Below are 18,996 nucleotides of genomic sequence, written 5' to 3'. Positions count from 1 at the left end.
TATTAAGAACGGAGATACACTTGGAGGTATCGCTAACAAATTTAAAACTACAACATCGTATTTACAAGAATTAAATAAAATTAAAAATCCAAATACTATTCAAGCAGGAAAAACAATTAAAGTTCCTAAGCAAGGTACCACAAAGCCAAGTAAAAAGAAAAAGCCAAGTAAGACAAATACAAATAGTAAACTTAAATATCTAAATTCATTAGTAGGAAAAGGAATTGACTTTGATAATGCCTATGGATACCAATGTGTAGACGTTGCAAATCATTACTGGGCTCACCTATTTAATCATGGACTTAAAGGCAATGCTATTGATATTCCTAATGCAAATAATTTTAAAGGGGAAGCAAAAGTTTATAATAATACACCTAATTTCGAAGCTAAACCTGGTGATTTAGTAGTCTTTACAAACGGTCAAAAGTACGGTTCTGGTTTCGGTCATGTAGCTGTAGTAACAAATGGTAATGTCGATGGAAACTTACAAAAATTCGAAAGTTTAGAACAGAATTGGTATGGCGGTGGACTTAATAAAACAGAAAAAGCACACAAAGTGACTCATAATTATGAAAGTCAAATGGTTTTCATAAGACCACTGAAATAAATTATGAAATAATAATAAGCGATTATGCGTTTAGGCATAATCGCTTTTTCTATTAACTATATAATAAAAAATGCTGGAAGGAATAATCCTTCCAGCCAGATTCAGCTAAATTATACAGTTGGAGCCCAGTGGCTTGCACCTGATCCACCATTCCATAATTTATTAGCTACTTGGTCTTGTACATGTTCAGGTACTTTAGCAGGAGAAACACCTTGGTATTGAGAAGGTGCTACGCTATCCCATGTGCTTTGTAAGAATTGGTATTTACCTGCTGCACCACTTGATGGGTTTACTGCAGTTGGGTCACCGCCTGATTCACGTTGAACGATGCCTTCCATACCTGCTGGTGTACCAGCGCTTGAACCTTTAGATGAAGTTGATTGTTGTTTTGGTTGAGCTTGTGTAGTTGATTCTTGTTTAGGTTGTTGAGTTTGAGCTGTTTGTGGAGCTTGTTGTTGTTTAGGTTGTTGAGTTTGAGCTGTTTGTGGAGCTTGTTGTTGTTTAGGTTGTTGTTGAGTTGAAACTTGTTGAGTGTTTACGTTGCTAGTAGTTGCTGCTTCTTCTTGAGTGTTGTCTTGTTGAGCTGCTTCACCGTATCCATTCCAGCTCCAGCTCCAAGTTGAACCATTTGATTCGAAGTGGTAATGAGCACCATTGTAATTAAAGTCATAGTTATATGAACCCTCTTGTACAGGGCTTTCGTTTAATTGTTGTGGGTTATGTTGAGCTAAGTCAGCTAATTCTGCTTTGTTAACTCCTTGTTCAGCTGCGTCTGCTGAGTGATGTCCACCCGCTACGCCTGTTACTCCTAATCCTACTGCTACTGTTGAAGCAATTAATGTTTTTTTCATTATAAAAATCCTCCTATAAGGTAATTAGTTTTATGATTAATTTGCAATTACTACTATAACATCCATATTCGCCTCGTAGGTTACAGTGAAATAAAAAAAACACGTACTTCTTTACAGTATAATTACATTAAATTTTATTAGGATTAAAGTAAGCTTTACTTAAATTCCTTTCATGACAGTTCTCATTTCTATAAATTTACGTATTACTATGTAACATTCATGTAATTTGTCTGATATTTTATCACGAAAATAGCTCACTTTGTATGTATAATATTAGGTTGTCAAAGGGGAATTAAGCTAAATATTAAGCGGCTACTTCCTATTAATGGACAAGGTCAATAGAAAGTAGCCATATGAAAGTATAAATTTAGGAGAAATAGAAAGTTAGTTTGTGTTCGTTAAACAATTTCAATAACTTCATTTGGATTGATAGTTAAAGGATCTAGATTATCAAATGGATTATATGATTCTATATTTGAAGTGTGAGTTTGGACTGTATTGTCTGATTTGGGTGATGACATAAACTTAATATATTCGATATTGATCTCGGAAATGAAATGTGTCTGGCTTTCTTTTTCGTATTTGCTTGAGTGTAATTGACCGGTAATGCCTACGAGCGAACCTTGCTTGAGATAGTGTTCAATATTCTCAGCTAGTTTCCCAAAGGCTTTACAGAATAAAAAGTCAACGATGGGTTGATTGTTCTTATCACGATAATTGCGTTCCACTGCAACAGTGAAAGTCGCTCTCTTCCTCCCTTCCTTATCATATATTTGAGGATGTTTAGTAAGTCGCCCTACTACTGTAATATTGTTTAGCATGTGTCACCTCCTTTGGTAAACTTATCTTATGCTAAAGCTTAAGCGAGAGTCAAAGTGCAGTTTTAGAGATAATCGGTCAATTCTCTCTAAAGTAATTGACGAAATTTGCGTGTTGCATTAATTTATAAGTTATAATGTATGTATAATGAAAGAAATCGTAGTATTTAAAATTTTTTAAATGGATGTGAGACGATGAAGACTTTCAAAGCTGTCCGCTTTCAAATTGTATCTGAACAAGGCGGTTTAACTGAATTTGAACTTGAAGATGGCGTTATTATTAATAAAGAGAATAGAGGGACAGGTTGGTTACTTGAAATCGTCATCTCTGATGCGCATTATGAAGCGATGAAACAATATCAAGATGAAGGTCGTCTTCTTGATATCCGTGTAGTAATTACACGTCCATCTAACGACCCTGCACTCTTTGATGCAACGATTCAGCGTATAACGAAACTAGAGAAGACCATTTCTGTAGTCTTTGAATGTCATATCTATACGTTGCGTCAAGTTTACGCTGAAAGCTTACTTGAGCAACTCGTAGACGAAGGTTTATCCGGCGAAGAATTGAAGAAGACCTTTAATCGCATGATGAAATCGAAACCGAAACTTAAAGATGAACGTGCGAATAAGTAACCGCACATATATACCTCCCTTAAATATCAGTTATCTCTATACATTAAAAAGCTCGTAGATGCATTCAATACATCTACGAGCTTTTCTCGTTTCTTCTATTATTGTGGATCTTGCAATGCAAATGTGAGTTCACAACTACATGCAAGCTCCCCATCTACTGTTGCTTTAGCTGAGCCTTTTCCAATTGGCCCTTTCATTTTAGTAATTTCCACTTCTAGTCTTAATGTGTCACCAGGTGTAACTTGGCGTTTAAAGCGACATTTGTCAATTCCTGCAAATAAAGCGAGTTTACCTTTATTCGCTTCGTTGTTTAAAAGTGCTACTGCACCTGTTTGTGCTAACGCCTCTGTAATTAAGACACCAGGCATGACCGCGTATTCAGGGAAATGACCTTGGAAGAAGGGTTCATTACCTGAAACTTGTTTAATGCTCACGCAACGTTGTCCCGCTTCATACTCAACTACTCGATCGATGAGCAAGAAAGGTTGTCTGTGTGGGATAATTTCTTTAATTTGATTGTAATCGAATACCGTTTCCATAAATCTGCCTCCAATTTGAACTTAATCCATTTTACCAAGAACTGTCATTTAATCATTCACGCGTTGAATATCTGCACCTAATGATTTCAACTTACCATGTAAATCGACATAGCCACGGTCAAGATGTTTCAACTCAGTGACTTGTGTCGTTCCATCCGCAACGAGACCTGCGAGAATAAGTGCAGCTGCAGCTCTTAAATCTGTCGCTTTCACTGTCGCACCTTGCAAATAACTCTTGCCTTCAAGCTTCGCACTACGTCCTTCTACAGAAATATTGGCGTTCATGCGCTTAAATTCACCTACGTGCATGAAACGGTTCTCAAAGACAGTTTCTGTAATTACTTTATGACCTTCTGCGGTTAAAAGCAAGGCCATCATTTGTGATTGCATATCTGTAGGGAATCCAGGATGAGGTAGCGTCTTAATATCTACCGGCTTAAGATCGCCATCAGCAGATACGCGTATCGCATCATCTTGATAGTCGAGATTCACGCCCATCTCTTCAAGTTTGTAAACAAGACTCGTCATATGTTCTTTAATTGCACCTTTGACGAGAATATCCCCACGCGTAATCGCACCTGCAATGAGTAATGTACCTGCTTCGATGCGGTCTGGGATAATGGCGTGTTCTACACCATGTAACGCTTCAACACCATTAATTGTAATCGTGTCCGTACCTGCACCGACCACGTTACCTCCCATTTCGTTGATGTAATTTGCTAAATCCACAATTTCAGGTTCGCGTGCTACGTTCTCAATCACTGTCTTACCTTGCGCTAATGACGCAGCCATCACGATGTTCTGAGTCGCGCCAACACTTGGGAAGTCTAAGTGAATAGTCGTACCTTTCAAGCCATCTTTGGCATTGGCATAGATAAATCCACCATCCATATGAATGTCAGCACCGAGTTCTTCAAATCCTTTAATATGCTGTTCTATTGGACGAGAACCAATCGCACAGCCTCCTGGAAGTGCTACTTTCGCATGTCCAAGGCGTGCCAATAATGGTCCCATTACGAGTATGCTTGCACGCATTTTACTTACATATTCATAAGGTGCCTCTTCGTTAAGTGTCTTCGTCGCGTCTACAGTCACACTTTCGCTATCCTTGTCGTAAGTTACCTCAGCGTTCAACGTTGAAATCACGTTGTTGATTGTTTCCACATCACTTAGCGCTGGAACGTTACGCAAGATGCTTTGTCCTTTACTAGCGAGAAGAGAAGCTGTCAGCACTGGTAATACTGCGTTCTTTGCGCCAGATACTTGCACCTCTCCTCTCAACGTGTTGCCACCATTAATTACTATCTTATCCATCTTAAATCCTCCACTTAATTCCGATTCCAATGGGATAGTTGAAGCCACCTTAAAGATGCTTCCTCTCCCCTCAATTCTATCCGATAAAGACTCATTTAATTTGCTTTCTTTAACTGAGATGACGTCAACTGAACTCTGTATTTCGCTAAGTTTAGAGCTCGTTCACAAGGGTTGATGACGTCATCGCGTCATTGTATTGCATACCCTTTCTCAATTATTTATAACCTTGATGCCCAAGCCTTTCATTCTTAAGGTCTATTTCTCTCTTAATAGTCAAATTAAGAAACTATGTTACTTCAATACTTAAGTAATCAGCCTTGTCTAACATCAATTCAATAAATATTTAATTTGCGTTGAATATTGGATTAAGTCGACGATAAAGTTACTTACTGCCGTACCCAATAATATCGCAAGAAATATCATGACGACCTGTACTTGGAGTGGATAGCCTTTTTTAAAAATCTGATCCAATCGCAACGAATGAATCGCCCAATAAGCAACACAAATACAGACTACATGCAGTAGAATATGTATTATCGCGAATTGACTCAAAAAATTCATTTTTTAAGCTCCTTACTCTATTCGTTATCTATAATTGTACATGAAAGTGCGTCGAAATGATACTTTCTAAGTTGGTAGTCAACCATGCAATTTTGAAGGAGAATATTATTGATTATAAATATTTTGTGAAGTAATGCTACATAAATAAAGAAACTACCGAGCAGATAAGTGTGCTCGGTAGTATAGAGATTCAACTACAAATTTTACGCTTTATTGCCCATCGAAATGGAGATTCTGTTCCAAGTGTTGATTTGACCAATGATAAAGATTAAATCTGTATATTCTTCTTCACTATAGTATGTTCTTACTTTATCATAAAGTTCGTCAGGCACTTTGCGTTCGGAAATTAAAGTAACGGATTCGGCTAGTTCTAATGCTGCTTTTTCTTTGTCACTATAAATATCTGTGTCATCCCAAGCGTTAAGTAGATAAATGCGTTTTTCATCTACACCTATTTTCCGCGCATCATCAGTGTGCATGTTCAAGCAGAATGCACAGCCGTTAATTTGTGACACCCTAATTTTAATTAATTCTTGTAATTCTTTATCGATAGCGTTACTTGCCAGTAATTTTTCCATTTCAAACATGACTTTAATGTTATCAGGTCTCACTTTTTCATAATTGATTCTGTTAGACATTATAAAGACTCCTTTATTTCTATTTCTCTCTACTTAAATTATTAATCTGAATATGTATTTATACAACACATTTGCTTATAAAGTTAATTTAATTATATCTATTTTACCATTAGGGATAGCCCCCTTTAGCTATAGAGCGTTTAAACCTACAGTTTCAGGTAATAATGATTGTGAGGTGATAAATATGGCTGTTAAAATTGCACGCATCTACGACGCCAAAGATGACAAAGGAGTACGCGTACTCACAGACAGAGTTTGGCCTCGAGGTGTATCGAAAGAAGATGCTAATTTAGATCATTGGCTTAAAGAGGTGGCACCAACGAGTGATTTAAGAAAATGGTTCAACCATGATCCGCAATTATTTGGTGCTTTTAAAGAAAAATATGAAAAAGAGCTCAGAGAAAACGATGATCAAAAAGAAGCATTTGAAGAATTGAAACAAATTGTTAAAGAAAGCAAACAAGACGTCTTACTTCTCTTCGCTGCGAAAGACACTGAACATAACCAAGCGGTCATCTTAAAAGAATTGCTTGAAAATCAATAATCATCAAACGTACATTTACACACAACTCAATGACAAGAAACCAAAAAAAGAAGTTCCCATTACAGGAACTTCTTTTTCTATATTATTGCATGTTAGCGACACGAATTCTATTGTTCGCACGTTTCAAAGCACGTTTCGCTCTATAGATGTCGCTGTTATCATCTTCACTACTCAAATGAGATTCTGCTCTAGATTTTGCTAATTCAGCTCTAGCTACATCTATTTCAGTAGCAGGCTCTGCAGTTTGAACGATAATAGACAATTTGTGTTGTCTAATTTCAACAAAGCCTTCACTTACTGCAATGTATTCTGAACCATTCGCAAAGTTTACTTTGACGTGGCCAATATTAAGTGCTGCAACTGTAGGTATATGTCCATGCATAACACCCATTTCACCAGCTGTTGTCTTTAAGACAGCAAGTTCAACATCTTCGCGTTCATAAACAGAACCATTAGGAGTGACTATGTTTAGGCTTAATGCTTTCATCATCCATACCTCCTAATATATTAAACTTCAACACCCATATCTTTCGCTTTTTCAAGTACATCTTCCATACCACCAACAAGACGGAATGCATCTTCTGGGATATGGTCATATTTACCTGCTAAGATGTCTTTAAAGTCTTCAACTGTCTTCTTAACTGGTACATATGAACCTTTTTGACCTGTAAACTGTTCAGCTACGTGGAAGTTTTGAGATAAGAAGAATTGAATACGACGCGCGCGTTCAACTGTCTTCTTGTCTTCTTCTGATAATTCGTCCATACCGAGGATAGCAATGATATCTTGTAACTCACGGTATTTCTGTAATGTAGATTGTACGCCACGTGCAACTTCGTAATGCTCTTCACCAACGATAGCTGGTTCTAAAGCTCTTGAAGTAGAAGCAAGTGGGTCTACGGCTGGGTAGATACCCATTTCAGTTAATTTACGTTCTAAGTTTGTAGTTGAGTCTAAGTGAGCGAATACTGTTGCTGGCGCAGGGTCAGTATAGTCATCGGCTGGTACGAAGACCGCTTGGATTGAAGTTACTGAACCTTTAGTAGTAGAAGTGATACGCTCTTGTAATTGACCCATTTCAGTAGCTAATGTTGGTTGGTAACCTACTGCTGATGGCATACGTCCTAATAATGCAGACACTTCAGAACCTGCTTGAGTAAATCTGAAGATGTTATCGATGAAGAGAAGTACGTCTTGACCTTCTTCATCACGGAAGTATTCAGCCATAGTTAAACCAGAAAGTGCAACACGCATACGCGCACCTGGTGGTTCATTCATTTGACCGAAGACCATTGCAGTCTTGCTAATAACACCACTGTCGCTCATTTCGTAGTAAAGGTCGTTACCTTCACGAGTACGTTCACCAACGCCGGCGAATACTGAAATACCACCGTGTTCTTGAGCGATGTTGTTAATTAATTCTTGGATTAATACAGTCTTACCTACTCCGGCACCACCGAATAATCCGATCTTACCACCTTTAATGTAAGGTGCTAATAAGTCTACTACTTTAATACCTGTTTCAAGAATTTCTACATTCGTAGAAAGTTGATCAAATGCAGGTGCTTGTCTATGGATAGGATCACGACGTGCTGAGCTATCGATTTCACCATTTAAGTCGATTGGCTCACCAAGTACGTTGAATACTCTTCCTAAAGTCTTCTCACCTACTGGAACACTGATGCTTTGTCCGCTATCTTGAACTTCAGCACCACGTTTTACGCCGTCTGTTGAGTCCATAGCAATCGTACGAACGACATCGTCGCCGAGTTGTAACGCTACTTCTAAAGCAAGTTTATGTGTACCGTCTTCTCTTTCAACTTCAAGGAAAAGCGCGTTATTAATATTAGGGACTTCGTTATGTTCGAAACGAACATCAATGACAGGACCCATGATTTGTGTGACACGGCCTACTCCCATGCTTTATTCCTCCTTTAATTATTATTCAAAAGCTGTCGCGCCACCAACAATTTCAGTGATTTGTTGTGTAATGGCTGCTTGACGTGCGCGGTTATATTCTAATGATAAGTCATCAATAAGTTCGCTCGCATTATCAGATGCATTCTTCATCGCTGTCATACGTGCAGCGTGTTCACTTGCTTTAGCATCTAGAATTGTACCGTAGATTAAGCTTTCAACATATTGAGGTAAGATTACGTTCAATATAGAAGCCTTATCCGGTTCGAATTCGTATGAAGACATCTGTCCATGTCCAAGACTTGAATCTTCAGGAGATAATGGAAGAACTTTTTTCTTGCTTGGCTTGTTTTCTAAGACACTCACAAAGTGACTAAAGAAGATTTCTAATTCGTCAATTTCTTCATCACTATATAAATCTACTGCTTTAGTAGCGATAGATTGAATATCTTTGAATGTAGGTTGGTCAGGTACATCAGTCATTACTGTACGGATGTCATAGCCTCTATTTTCTAAGAAGTCTATACCTGATTGACCAATGACGAGCAATTCAAATTCATCTTGGCTATTGTGCTTCTCATCTAAAGTTTGAACGAGATTCTTAAGGATATTTGCGTTGTACGCTCCGGCTAAGCCTTTATCACTCGTAATCACTAAGTAACCGCTCTTTTTAACTTCACGTTGTCGAAGCATAGGATGGTTCGCTGTTTTGTCAGCACCTGCAACTGCAGTAATCGCATCTTGCATCTTGTCCATGTAAGGTTTGAATTGCTTAGTATTCTTCTCAGCACGACGAAGTTTAGAGTTAGAAACCATGTTCATCGCTTGAGTGATTTGTTTCATCTTCTTCGTCGATTTAATTCGAGTATCTATTTCCTTTAGAGACGCCATTATCTCACCACCTTCTCATTCACAAAGTTAATTATTCTGATACACTGAAGCTTCGTTTGAATTCGTTAATTGCTTGTTCGAATTTAGCATCGTCAGGTAAAGCACCTGAAGTTCTAATTTCGTTTAATAAATCACTTGCATTAACTTTAGCCCAATCATTAAATTCACTTTCGAAACGAGTGATATCTTCTGTTGGGATGTCATCTAAGTAGCCTTTAGTAAGTGTGTAAATAATTAACACTTGGTTCTCAACAGGTAGTGGTTTATTCTGCGCTTGTTTAAGCACTTCAACAGTACGTTTACCACGTTCTAATTTCGCTGCAGTAAATTCGTCTAAATCTGAACCGAATTGAGCGAATGATTCTAACTCACGGAATGAAGCGAGGTCGAGACGTAATGTACCTGCGACTTTCTTCATTGCTTTAATTTGAGCAGAGCCACCTACACGAGATACAGACTGTCCGGCGTTGATCGCTGGTCTTACACCTGAGAAGAATAAGTCAGATTGTAAGAAGATTTGTCCGTCTGTGATTGAGATAACGTTTGTTGGAACGTATGCTGAAATGTCCCCTGCTTGTGTTTCAATGATAGGTAAAGCAGTGATTGAACCGCCACCTAATTCGTCATTGAGTTTCGCTGCTCTTTCAAGAAGTCTACTATGTAAGTAGAACACGTCACCTGGGTATGCTTCACGGCCTGGTGGACGACGTAATAGTAATGAAAGTTCACGGTAAGCCGCTGCTTGTTTAGTTAAATCATCATAGACGATTAAGACGTCTTTACCTTGGAACATAAACTCTTCACCCATTGATACACCTGCATATGGAGCGATGTATAACATTGGAGAAGGTTCAGATGCTGACGCAGATACGACGATTGTGTAGTCTAATGCACCAGCTTGACGTAATTTCTCAACGTTAGCACGAACAGTTGATTCTTTCTGTCCGATTGCAACGTAGATACAAATTGTATCTTGGTCATGTTGGTTCAAGATTGTATCGATTGCGATTGTTGTCTTACCTGTTTGACGGTCACCGATGATTAATTCACGTTGACCTTTACCAATTGGTACAAGTGCGTCAATCGCTTTGATACCTGTTTGTAATGGTTCGTCAACTGATTTACGATCCATAACGCCAGTTGCTTTCTTCTCTACTGGACGTGTTTTTTCAGTATGAATTGGACCTTGTCCATCAATAGGTTGACCTAATGGGTTAACGACACGACCGATAAGTTCGTCACCTACAGGGACTTCCATGATTCTACCTGTACGTTTCACTTCGTCGCCTTCGCTAATGTCATCATATGGCCCTAAAATAACGACACCGACATTTGATTCTTCTAAGTTCTGTGCCAAACCTAGAACGCCGCTTTTGAATTCTACAAGCTCACCAGCCATAACGTCATTTAAACCGTGGATAAGTGCGATACCGTCACCGATTTGAAGTACCGTACCAACATCAGTTACAGACATTTCCGACTCATAATTCTCGATTTGTGAGCGTAATAATGCACTGATTTCTTCAGCTTTAATGGCCATCTATGTCACTCCTTCTTCGTTTATTAATTCACTCTAGTAAATTGCTTTTCTAGCTTTCTTAGATCATTCTGTACACTTGCATCCATCACTTTAGTATTTACTTTCGCTCTAATACCACCGATAAGAGAAGGATTAACATGATTAGTTACGATGAGATGATCTAAATTTGTTTGTTGTTTGATTACATCAGAAAGACGTTCAATCTCTTCTTCTGATAATTGATATACAGACTCGATCTCTGCGAAATCTTGGTTGTGATGCTCATTGTAAAGTGCTTGGAACACTTTAAATACGTCTGCTACATAACTAAGGTGACGATTGTCAGCTAGTATGTAGAGCATATTCTCAATATAGTCGTTCACATCTTTGAATACGTTTGTGACGAATCTACGTCTTTGATGCACATCCTTAGCAGGATCTTCGTCTAAATCTCTCAAAGCGTCGACATAAGATTCAACAGCTTGATCAATCGTTGCAAATTCTTCGTAAATTGCTTCAAGCATATCTTTATCAAGGGCGACATCGTAAAGGGCTTTGGCATATTTCTTTGCTAATTGAGCCATTATTTATCCCCTGCCTCTTTGATATACTTTTCAACTAATGCTTTCTGATCTTGTTCAGAAATTTCTTTTTGAAGAACTTTAGACGCAATCAGAACTGAAAGCTCTGATACTTGATTGTTAATATCTGCTAAAGCACGCTCTTTTTCACTATTGATTTCATTTTGTGCTGTTTCAATCATACCATTAGCTCGCACGTTCGCTTCATGAATAATTTCTTCATGTTGTTGACGTGCTTGGACTTTAGCGTCCTCAATAATACGATGTACTTCTTCTTGAGTTTCTTTAAGTGTTTGTTGGTTTCTTTCTTCTAACTCTTGTGCGCGAGCTTTTGCTTGTTCTGCATCGTCGATATCTTTGTTGATATCGCGTTCACGTTGGTCCATTACTTCTTTTAATGGTCCCCAAGCAAATTTCTTCAGTAAGGCAAGTAAGATTGCGAATGTAATTAACGTTACAATTACAGTACCCCACTGAGGGACGTGCGTCGCACCGAGTACGAAACTGTTTGTAGTCGCAGTCACTTCCTCAGTACACTCCTTTCATTCATAATAGCGTAATGCTTGTAAACAAAAATGAATGGCGAAAGTCGGCTGACTTCGCCTTTAACTGACTGTAATTATCTAGACATTACGATGAATGAAATTACAAGACCAAGGATAGGCAATGCCTCAACTAAACCAATACCGATGAACATAATTGACATTAATTGTCCACGTGCTTCTGGTTGACGCGCTACACCTTCGACTGTTCTTGAAACGATAAGACCGTTACCGATACCTGCACCTAATGCTGATAAACCGATTGCAATTGCTGCTGCTATTAAATTCATATTATAAAATCCTCCTAATAGTAAATAAGTAATAATTTAAATATTAATGGCCGCTTTGAACTTTGTGGGACATGTATACCATAGCTAACATAAGGAATATGTAAGCTTGGATTGTACCGACGAACATTGAGAAACCTTGCCAAACGACAAGACCAGGTAGCCCAATGATCCAGCCCCATGCTGGTTGTGCGAACACAAGTGTTGCAAGTAAACCTAAGAGAAGTTCACCAGCAAAGATATTACCGTAAAGACGGAGACCTAACGTAAGAGTTGAAGTAAACTCTTCAAAGATGTTGATGATTGCTAAAGGCCAATACGGTTTTGCATAATCTACAAAGTACGTCTTAGCACCTTTCATCTTCACACCATAGAAGTGTGTAAGAAGAACCATCAATGTTGAGAGTGTCAATGTGACAGTAGGATCAGCTGTCGGTGATTTCCACCACAATTTATCATCACCGGAAGCAATAGACATTGGAAGACCCAACATATTTCCGACGAAGATAAAGAGTATCAACGTGACAGCTAGGAAGTGGAACTGGCCACCTTTCTTCCACACCATGTTACTCTCAATAATCCCTCTTACGAAGTCAAACACCCATTCGATGAAGTTCTGCTTGCCTGATGGACGCTTCTTCAGATTACGAGTACATATGATTGCGATAATAAAAACGATAAGCGCTGTAATCACCATCATAAGAATGGAAGATAAATCAAAAATGATATCGAATCCGAAGAGTTTCCATGTGACAAGAGGATGATCGTGTTTCATAAACTCACCTCTTTCTTGTAGAACTATTTACTAAGATAGAAAGGTCTAAATATCATTAAAAGATAAGAAATGATTAGACCGATGACCACACCAAAAATATTAATATGCTCTTTGAACATAAACCATATGACACAGACAATAAACACTGTTAAATATCTCCAAATGCTGCCCGTAGAAATATGTATGGAATCTGCACTACTACTTCGTGCAAGGTAATATTCAAATATAAAAGTATTTACCAGTGATCCCGCCGTGCCTAGGATTAAACCTAATATAAATGGTGAGTTTGTGAAAAAAAGCACAATACCCAGTACAATTATAGCATACAGGTAGTATTGAATAAATTGTTGAAAAATGACGTAGAAACGTTTCAAATTATGAGCCTCATTTCTCTCGAAAAGTCCGCATTGAAAACCGTTCCACTCACATAGTTTTAATAATAATATAGGGGGAAATATGTGTCAATTCCATTAGAATTTTTCTCTTAAAAACACCTAAAAAATTCATGATTTTGTCACATTTCCCGCCATATTATTAACGAAATGGTTCCGGTTTTGTCTTTGATAAGCCTAAATAATATTTAATATGCCCTACTATTCTTTCAGAAGCGTGACCATCACCATAAGGATTGGACGCTTCACTCATTGAACGATATACCGCTTCGTCAGTAAGTAGTTCCTTTGTTGCTTCGTAGATGTCATCCATTTCAGTACCTACTACTTTTAACGTACCTGCCTCAACTCCTTCTGGACGCTCAGTAGCATCCCTCAAGACAAGTACAGGTTTACCTAGTGATGGTGCCTCTTCTTGCACACCACCTGAGTCAGTAAGAATAAGATGCGCTTGTTGTGCAAAGTTGTGAAAATCGATAACCTCTAAAGGTTCGATTAACTCTATCCGATCATGTTGACCTAAATATTTGTTTGCTAACTCACGTACTTTCGGGTTCTTATGCACCGGATAGACAACTGTAACGTCAGAATAGTCATCAACGATGTTTTTAACTGCCTGAAAGATATGTCGCATAGGTTCCCCGATATTCTCACGACGATGGGCTGTTAACAAAATCACACGTTGACCCGGATGTCGATTCATCACTGTAGATTCATAGTCCTCACGCACTGTATAAGCCATCGCATCAATAGCCGTGTTACCAGTTACGACAATGGACGATTCAGGCTTACGCTCTGCTCGAAGATTCTCTGCTGCTGTTACTGTCGGAGCAAAGTTCAAGTCTGCCATCACGCCGACCATCTGTCTGTTCATCTCTTCTGGAAACGGAGCGTATTTGTCCCAAGTTCTCAACCCAGCTTCCACATGTCCAATGGAAATTTGATTATATAAAGCTGCGAGACTGCCTGCAAAGGTCGACATCGTATCACCATGTACGAGTATCATATCTGGCTCCACTTCTTTAATGACACCATCAAGTTGCGTCAGGATACGTGAGGTCACCTCAGTTAATGACTGCCCTTGTTTCATGATGTTCAGATCGTAATCCGGTTCGATATGAAAGCTGTGCAATACAGAATCTAACATTTCACGGTGTTGCGCAGTTACGACAACTATGGGCTCAAACATTTCTTCTTTCTTTAAAGCTTGAATCAGAGGTGCCATCTTTATGGCCTCTGGTCTCGTGCCAAACACCGTCATTATCTTCTTCATCGACGCCACTCCTAAGCTTGACTATTTCGTACCGAATAATCGGTCACCGGCATCACCTAGACCCGGGATAATGTACGCGTTCTCATCTAATTTCTCATCTAACGCTGCGATATAGATATCAACATCCTCGTGTGCTTCTTTCAATTTCTCGACACCTTCAGGCGCAGCTATGAGACACATAAAGCGAATGTGCTTCGCTCCTCTTTTCTTCAATGAATGAATCGCTTCAATGGCTGAAGCACCTGTTGCTAACATAGGGTCAATTACGATAATTTCACGATCTTCAATATCTTGTGGGAGTTTCACAAAGTATTCCACTGCTTTCAACGTTTCAGGATCACGGTATAAACCTACGTGCCCTACTTTAGCTGCTGGCACTAAGTTAAGGATCCCTTGCGTCATGCCAAGACCTGCTCTCAATATAGGGATAAATGCAAGTTTCTTGCCTGACAAACGTTTCGCTGTAGTTCGTGTCACTGGTGTATCGATTTCGACATCTTGTAACTCGAGGTTACGCGTTACTTCGTATGCCATGAGCATGCCTACTTCGTCTACAAGTTCTCTAAATCCTTTCGTACCAGTGTTCACATCTCGAATATAACTTAATTTGTGTTGAATCAACGGATGATCAAATACATGTACTTTCCCCATGGTTATGTTCCTCCAATATTAATTATATAGTGGGTACTTAGAGGTTAGTGTACGCACACGTTCTTTCCCTTCTTTAAGTACTTGTTCATTCTCTGGGTCTTTCAAGACTAAGCTCATTATTTTTCCTACTTCTTTAAAAGCCGCTTCGTCAAATCCACGGGTCGTCGCTGCTGGCGTACCTAAAAGCAGACCACTCGTCACGAATGGTTTCTCTTCATCAAATGGAATTGTATTCTTATTACAAGTAATACCGATATCATCTAATGCTTCTTCAGCAACTTTACCAGTAATGCCGACTGAACCTTTAACATCTACACAGACGAGATGATTGTCAGTACCACCTGAAACGATACGGAACCCTTCCTCTTGAAGCGTTTCAGATAACACGCGTGCATTAGCGATAACTTGAGCTTGGTAGTCTTTAAAGTCAGGCTGTAAAGCTTCACCCAATGCGACAGCTTTAGCTGCGATAACATGTTCTAACGGTCCGCCTTGAATACCTGGGAAGATCGTCTTATCAACCTCTTTCTTATACTCCTCTTTACAGAGAATCATACCGCCACGTGGGCCACGCAACGTCTTATGTGTCGTTGTCGTCACGAAATCTGCATACTCTACAGGGTTTGGATGTAAGCCTGCTGCAACTAAGCCAGCAATGTGAGCCATATCTACCATTAATTTCGCTCCAACTTCATCTGCAATTGCTTTAAAACGTTTAAAGTCAATTTGGCGTGAGTACGCTGATGCAACTGCTACGATGAGTTTCGGTTGATGTTTCTGAGCGATGCGTCGTACTTCATCATAATCAATCTTCTCAGTTTCTTGGTCAACGCCGTATTCAACGAAATTATAGAACTGCCCGCTAAAGTTCACTGGCGCACCATGTGTGAGGTGTCCACCTTGACTTAAATTCATGCCTAATACAGTATCTCCATGTTCTAATGCTACAAGGTAAACGGCCATATTCGCTTGAGACCCAGAATGAGGTTGTACGTTCGCGTGTTCAGCGCCAAACAACTCTTTCGCACGAGCGATAGCGAGACGCTCAGACACATCGACGTAGCTACATCCCCCATAATAGCGACGGCCAGGATACCCTTCAGCATATTTATTCGTTAATACTGAACCTTGAGCTTCCATGACTGCTTCTGAAACAAAGTTTTCTGAAGCGATAAGTTCAATATTATTATTCTGACGATTAAATTCGTTCTGAATTGCGTCATAGATTTCTTGATCTTGTTTCTGAATGAATGACATAAGATAACCCCTTTTCTGTATTAGTCGTATTTCGCACGCTCGCCACCTATCTTCTTAGGTCTTGAGGATGCGATAGTGACAACTGCTTCCCCTATTTGTTTAACTGATGTACGAATTGGAATAGCAACATGTTTCAAATGCATACCAATCAATGTTTGTCCGATATCAATACCCTTTGGCACTGTAATTGATTCTACGACCATCGGATCTTTCATATGTTGATATGCGTATGTTGCGAGACTTCCTCCTGCATGTACATCTGGAACGACTGTCACTTCTTCCATCGTGTATGGATCGTAATCAGCTCGCTCTATGGTGATCGCTCGGTTAATATGTTCACAACCTTGATAGACGAAGTGCACTCCCGTTTCTTTCTCGATTTGTTGAAAATGCTTAAACAATGTTTCTGCAATTTCCATCGAGCCTACCGAACCAATACGTTCACCGATAACTTCAGAAGTCGAACAACCGATAACGCATAGTTCGCCTTTACGGAAGAATTGTTGTGCTTTGAGTTCGTCTAGTAATTGTTGTAACTTTTCCACACTCCCACCTCTTTCATTAGCAGATTGGAGACAAGCGTCCGCATGCTTCGTCGAATGATGTTGTCGCTTGCTCATTTACTTGAAGTAAAAACGCGGCTCTCCATCATGTTTTCTCCTTGCCTGACAAACGCTTTCTCTCAACCTGTTCCGACTTTGAAGGAAAGCGCAGGCAATCGAGGTTTAAAGTGGGTACTCACTCACTTATGCGAAGCTACACCACTTTTATTAAACTTAATGCCAAACGCTCTACCTTCGTATATCGGTAATCACAATTAAAATATTAAACAGACTCATAGCATGGTGCTATACAACTTCAATTATAACGTATTTGTTGGTCGTCTCATACTATAAATATATGAGTCATACATTTCATACGATCTCCTCAGCTTTACTGCTCATTTTCCAACTTTTTACTCAACAGACGAACCGCGTGGTCAATCTGCTCAAACGCCTTCTCATAAGTCGCTTTACTGCCACCAATTGGATCAGCAATATCTCCGTCTAGACCGACGTATTCATTAAGTGTAAAGACATTATGAACATCTGGATCCATTGACTGAATGATCTGCTGATGTTCACGCGTCATGGTCAGAATTAAGTCCGCTTCATTAACACCATCACCTAGCGACTGCGCAGAATCAGGTTCAGGATATCCTTTCGATTTAAGAATATCCATGCTATGAGCAGAGACAGGTGCGCCATCCATCGCAAAGATACCTCGTGATTCTATCTCTATATCAGGCATATATTGCTTAGCTATGCTCTCTGCAAGTGGACTGCGACAGGTATTTCCCGTACACACAAATATTATTCTCATAATTCATCCCCCGTTACTACTTCTTGGTTAGCAGCTTTCATCAAGCGATTCATATACGCTTCTGCTCTCGATTCATTGGTAAAACCATAAATATACGCACTCGTAATTTCATCGTCTGAATCTAAGTCATGCAATATGCGATAAAGATTATGGTTGGCCGCTTTCATATCTTCTTCGTCGTCACATAATGGTATAAAGTGACTTTCTTTTGGCACCCAGCCTTGTAAGGTCTGTGGAACGGCAAATGCAATATGTTGCCAATCTTTGTTATTTGGGATAGGCCCATTCAATTGTGTTAACACGGTCACCGGCGTATCAGGCGCATAATGTTTATATTTCATTCCTGGTGCGATAGGTTTCCCATCTTTCAAACCACTTTTACCCTCTACACTATGCGGTAACACAGTTTCAATCATCTTTTTTGTAATCGCTCCTGGTCGAGCAATTTGGAATGGATAAGTCGTACAATCTAGGACCGTACTCTCAAGTCCTTCTTCACTTTGATCGCCATTCACTATTCCAGCGACACGGCCATTCAAATCATCGAACGCATGTTGGAACATGGTAGGTGATGGTCGGCCACTCAAATTGGCACTTGGCGCCGCAATAGGCAAATTGACATACTGCAGTATACGACGCCCCACGGGATGACTTGGCATTCTTACTGCGATAGAGTTCAAGCCACCTGTCACACGTTCACATAAATATCCTGCTTTTAACGGTAAAATAAAGGATATCGGTCCAGGCCAGAACGCACGCATCAGTTCTTGAACTTCTGGCGAGACTTTCTGAACGAAATCACCGAGTTGATCCATGCTATGAATATGCACGATCAGTGGATTATCAGAAGGTCGTCCTTTCGCTTCATAGATACGTTTCACTGCTTCATCACTACATGCGTTGCCACCAAGGCCGTAGACGGTTTCGGTAGGAATTACAACGAGCTCGGATGCTTCAAATTGTCCTTTAATTTCAGCTAAATCTTGCTCACTAATGTGATCGCGCATATGCCAAACTTTCGTTTCCATTCTTCTTCCCTCC

The 18,996-nt window shown here is 39.5% G+C and carries 24 protein-coding genes; 3 read left to right on the top strand and 21 right to left on the bottom strand.

Going from position 1 to position 18,996, the window contains the following annotated elements; translation table 11 throughout:
- Position 1 precedes the first annotated feature (1 nt).
- Entirely contained in the window at positions 2-607 is a 606-nt protein-coding gene (locus CD039_RS11750; protein ID WP_240595163.1) for a CHAP domain-containing protein, read from the top strand.
- A 110-nt stretch (positions 608-717) separates the two neighbouring features.
- On the opposite strand, the gene CD039_RS11745 is transcribed toward CD039_RS11750, so the two are convergent.
- Together CD039_RS11745 and CD039_RS11740 are read right to left on the bottom strand one after the other, a co-directional pair.
- On the bottom strand, positions 718-1,458 hold the full coding sequence (locus CD039_RS11745; protein ID WP_103372464.1) for a transglycosylase family protein: 741 nt from the start codon (positions 1,456-1,458) through the stop codon (positions 718-720).
- A 398-nt stretch (positions 1,459-1,856) separates the two neighbouring features.
- Positions 1,857-2,279, bottom strand: coding sequence for a single-stranded DNA-binding protein (locus CD039_RS11740; RefSeq protein WP_103372463.1), 423 nt, complete (start codon positions 2,277-2,279; stop codon positions 1,857-1,859).
- 192 nt (positions 2,280-2,471) lie between these two features.
- On the opposite strand from CD039_RS11740, the gene CD039_RS11735 reads away from it, so the two are divergent.
- Positions 2,472-2,912 (top strand): YwpF-like family protein, encoded by a 441-nt coding sequence (locus CD039_RS11735; protein ID WP_070504678.1) that lies wholly within the window; start codon positions 2,472-2,474, stop codon positions 2,910-2,912.
- 98 nt (positions 2,913-3,010) lie between these two features.
- On the opposite strand, the gene fabZ is transcribed toward CD039_RS11735, so the two are convergent.
- The 4 genes from fabZ to CD039_RS11715 all read right to left on the bottom strand — a co-directional run bounded on the left by fabZ (position 3,011) and on the right by CD039_RS11715 (position 5,964).
- Complete coding sequence (gene fabZ, locus CD039_RS11730) at positions 3,011-3,451, bottom strand: 3-hydroxyacyl-ACP dehydratase FabZ (RefSeq protein WP_103372462.1); 441 nt, start codon at positions 3,449-3,451, stop codon at positions 3,011-3,013.
- A gap of 48 nt (positions 3,452-3,499) precedes the next feature.
- Positions 3,500-4,765 carry a UDP-N-acetylglucosamine 1-carboxyvinyltransferase gene (gene murA / locus CD039_RS11725; protein WP_103372461.1) on the bottom strand — a complete coding sequence of 422 codons (1,266 nt, stop codon included), beginning with the start codon at positions 4,763-4,765 and terminating at the stop codon, positions 3,500-3,502.
- A 327-nt stretch (positions 4,766-5,092) separates the two neighbouring features.
- Positions 5,093-5,326, bottom strand: a complete 234-nt coding sequence (locus CD039_RS11720; protein ID WP_103372460.1) for a DUF1146 family protein — start codon at positions 5,324-5,326, stop codon at positions 5,093-5,095.
- A gap of 203 nt (positions 5,327-5,529) precedes the next feature.
- A complete protein-coding gene (locus tag CD039_RS11715) occupies positions 5,530-5,964 on the bottom strand; it encodes a carboxymuconolactone decarboxylase family protein (RefSeq protein ID WP_103372459.1) in 435 nt (144 codons plus the stop codon).
- A gap of 184 nt (positions 5,965-6,148) precedes the next feature.
- On the opposite strand from CD039_RS11715, the gene CD039_RS11710 reads away from it, so the two are divergent.
- Positions 6,149-6,508: a DUF488 domain-containing protein gene (locus CD039_RS11710; protein WP_103372458.1), complete on the top strand. Its 360-nt coding sequence runs from the start codon at positions 6,149-6,151 to the stop codon at positions 6,506-6,508.
- An 82-nt stretch (positions 6,509-6,590) separates the two neighbouring features.
- Here CD039_RS11710 and CD039_RS11705 read toward each other — a convergent pair whose 3' ends face one another.
- From CD039_RS11705 to CD039_RS11635, 15 genes are all read right to left on the bottom strand, one after another.
- Entirely contained in the window at positions 6,591-6,995 is a 405-nt protein-coding gene (locus tag CD039_RS11705; protein WP_040806347.1) for a F0F1 ATP synthase subunit epsilon, read from the bottom strand.
- Positions 6,996-7,015: 20 nt separating this feature from the next.
- Positions 7,016-8,428: a F0F1 ATP synthase subunit beta gene (gene atpD, locus CD039_RS11700; protein WP_002471643.1), complete on the bottom strand. Its 1,413-nt coding sequence runs from the start codon at positions 8,426-8,428 to the stop codon at positions 7,016-7,018.
- A 21-nt stretch (positions 8,429-8,449) separates the two neighbouring features.
- Positions 8,450-9,316 carry an ATP synthase F1 subunit gamma gene (atpG, locus tag CD039_RS11695; RefSeq protein WP_103372457.1) on the bottom strand — a complete coding sequence of 289 codons (867 nt, stop codon included), beginning with the start codon at positions 9,314-9,316 and terminating at the stop codon, positions 8,450-8,452.
- Between the two features lie 31 nt (positions 9,317-9,347).
- Positions 9,348-10,856, bottom strand: a complete 1,509-nt coding sequence (gene atpA / locus CD039_RS11690; protein ID WP_002471614.1) for a F0F1 ATP synthase subunit alpha — start codon at positions 10,854-10,856, stop codon at positions 9,348-9,350.
- Between the two features lie 23 nt (positions 10,857-10,879).
- Positions 10,880-11,419: a F0F1 ATP synthase subunit delta gene (locus CD039_RS11685; protein WP_103372456.1), complete on the bottom strand. Its 540-nt coding sequence runs from the start codon at positions 11,417-11,419 to the stop codon at positions 10,880-10,882.
- Positions 11,419-11,940, bottom strand: a complete 522-nt coding sequence (locus CD039_RS11680) for a F0F1 ATP synthase subunit B (protein ID WP_103372455.1) — start codon at positions 11,938-11,940, stop codon at positions 11,419-11,421. The genes CD039_RS11685 and CD039_RS11680 overlap by 1 nt, the downstream gene beginning before the upstream one ends.
- A gap of 95 nt (positions 11,941-12,035) precedes the next feature.
- Positions 12,036-12,248, bottom strand: a complete 213-nt coding sequence (gene atpE, locus CD039_RS11675) for a F0F1 ATP synthase subunit C (protein ID WP_002471666.1) — start codon at positions 12,246-12,248, stop codon at positions 12,036-12,038.
- 43 nt (positions 12,249-12,291) lie between these two features.
- The gene (gene atpB / locus CD039_RS11670; protein WP_103372454.1) at positions 12,292-13,020 is read right to left on the bottom strand and encodes a F0F1 ATP synthase subunit A; all 729 of its coding nucleotides are present in this window, start codon (positions 13,018-13,020) and stop codon (positions 12,292-12,294) included.
- 23 nt (positions 13,021-13,043) lie between these two features.
- Complete coding sequence (locus CD039_RS11665; protein WP_103372453.1) at positions 13,044-13,394, bottom strand: ATP synthase subunit I; 351 nt, start codon at positions 13,392-13,394, stop codon at positions 13,044-13,046.
- A gap of 160 nt (positions 13,395-13,554) precedes the next feature.
- Complete coding sequence (gene wecB, locus CD039_RS11660; RefSeq protein ID WP_103372452.1) at positions 13,555-14,685, bottom strand: non-hydrolyzing UDP-N-acetylglucosamine 2-epimerase; 1,131 nt, start codon at positions 14,683-14,685, stop codon at positions 13,555-13,557.
- A gap of 21 nt (positions 14,686-14,706) precedes the next feature.
- Positions 14,707-15,336, bottom strand: coding sequence for a uracil phosphoribosyltransferase (gene upp / locus CD039_RS11655; protein ID WP_002471657.1), 630 nt, complete (start codon positions 15,334-15,336; stop codon positions 14,707-14,709).
- An 18-nt stretch (positions 15,337-15,354) separates the two neighbouring features.
- Positions 15,355-16,593 carry a serine hydroxymethyltransferase gene (gene glyA / locus CD039_RS11650; RefSeq protein ID WP_103372451.1) on the bottom strand — a complete coding sequence of 413 codons (1,239 nt, stop codon included), beginning with the start codon at positions 16,591-16,593 and terminating at the stop codon, positions 15,355-15,357.
- Positions 16,594-16,613: 20 nt separating this feature from the next.
- A complete protein-coding gene (locus tag CD039_RS11645; protein ID WP_103372450.1) occupies positions 16,614-17,138 on the bottom strand; it encodes a TIGR01440 family protein in 525 nt (174 codons plus the stop codon).
- 388 nt (positions 17,139-17,526) lie between these two features.
- Positions 17,527-17,955: a low molecular weight protein arginine phosphatase gene (locus CD039_RS11640; RefSeq protein ID WP_103372449.1), complete on the bottom strand. Its 429-nt coding sequence runs from the start codon at positions 17,953-17,955 to the stop codon at positions 17,527-17,529.
- Complete coding sequence (locus tag CD039_RS11635; RefSeq protein WP_103372448.1) at positions 17,952-18,983, bottom strand: L-threonylcarbamoyladenylate synthase; 1,032 nt, start codon at positions 18,981-18,983, stop codon at positions 17,952-17,954. Before CD039_RS11635 ends, CD039_RS11640 begins: the two co-directional genes overlap by 4 nt.
- Between the last annotated feature and the right edge of the window lie 13 nt (positions 18,984-18,996).

Source organism: Staphylococcus argensis (assembly GCF_002902305.1).
Lineage (GTDB): Bacteria > Bacillota > Bacilli > Staphylococcales > Staphylococcaceae > Staphylococcus > Staphylococcus argensis.
This window is presented reverse-complemented; position numbering and strand designations above follow the sequence as displayed.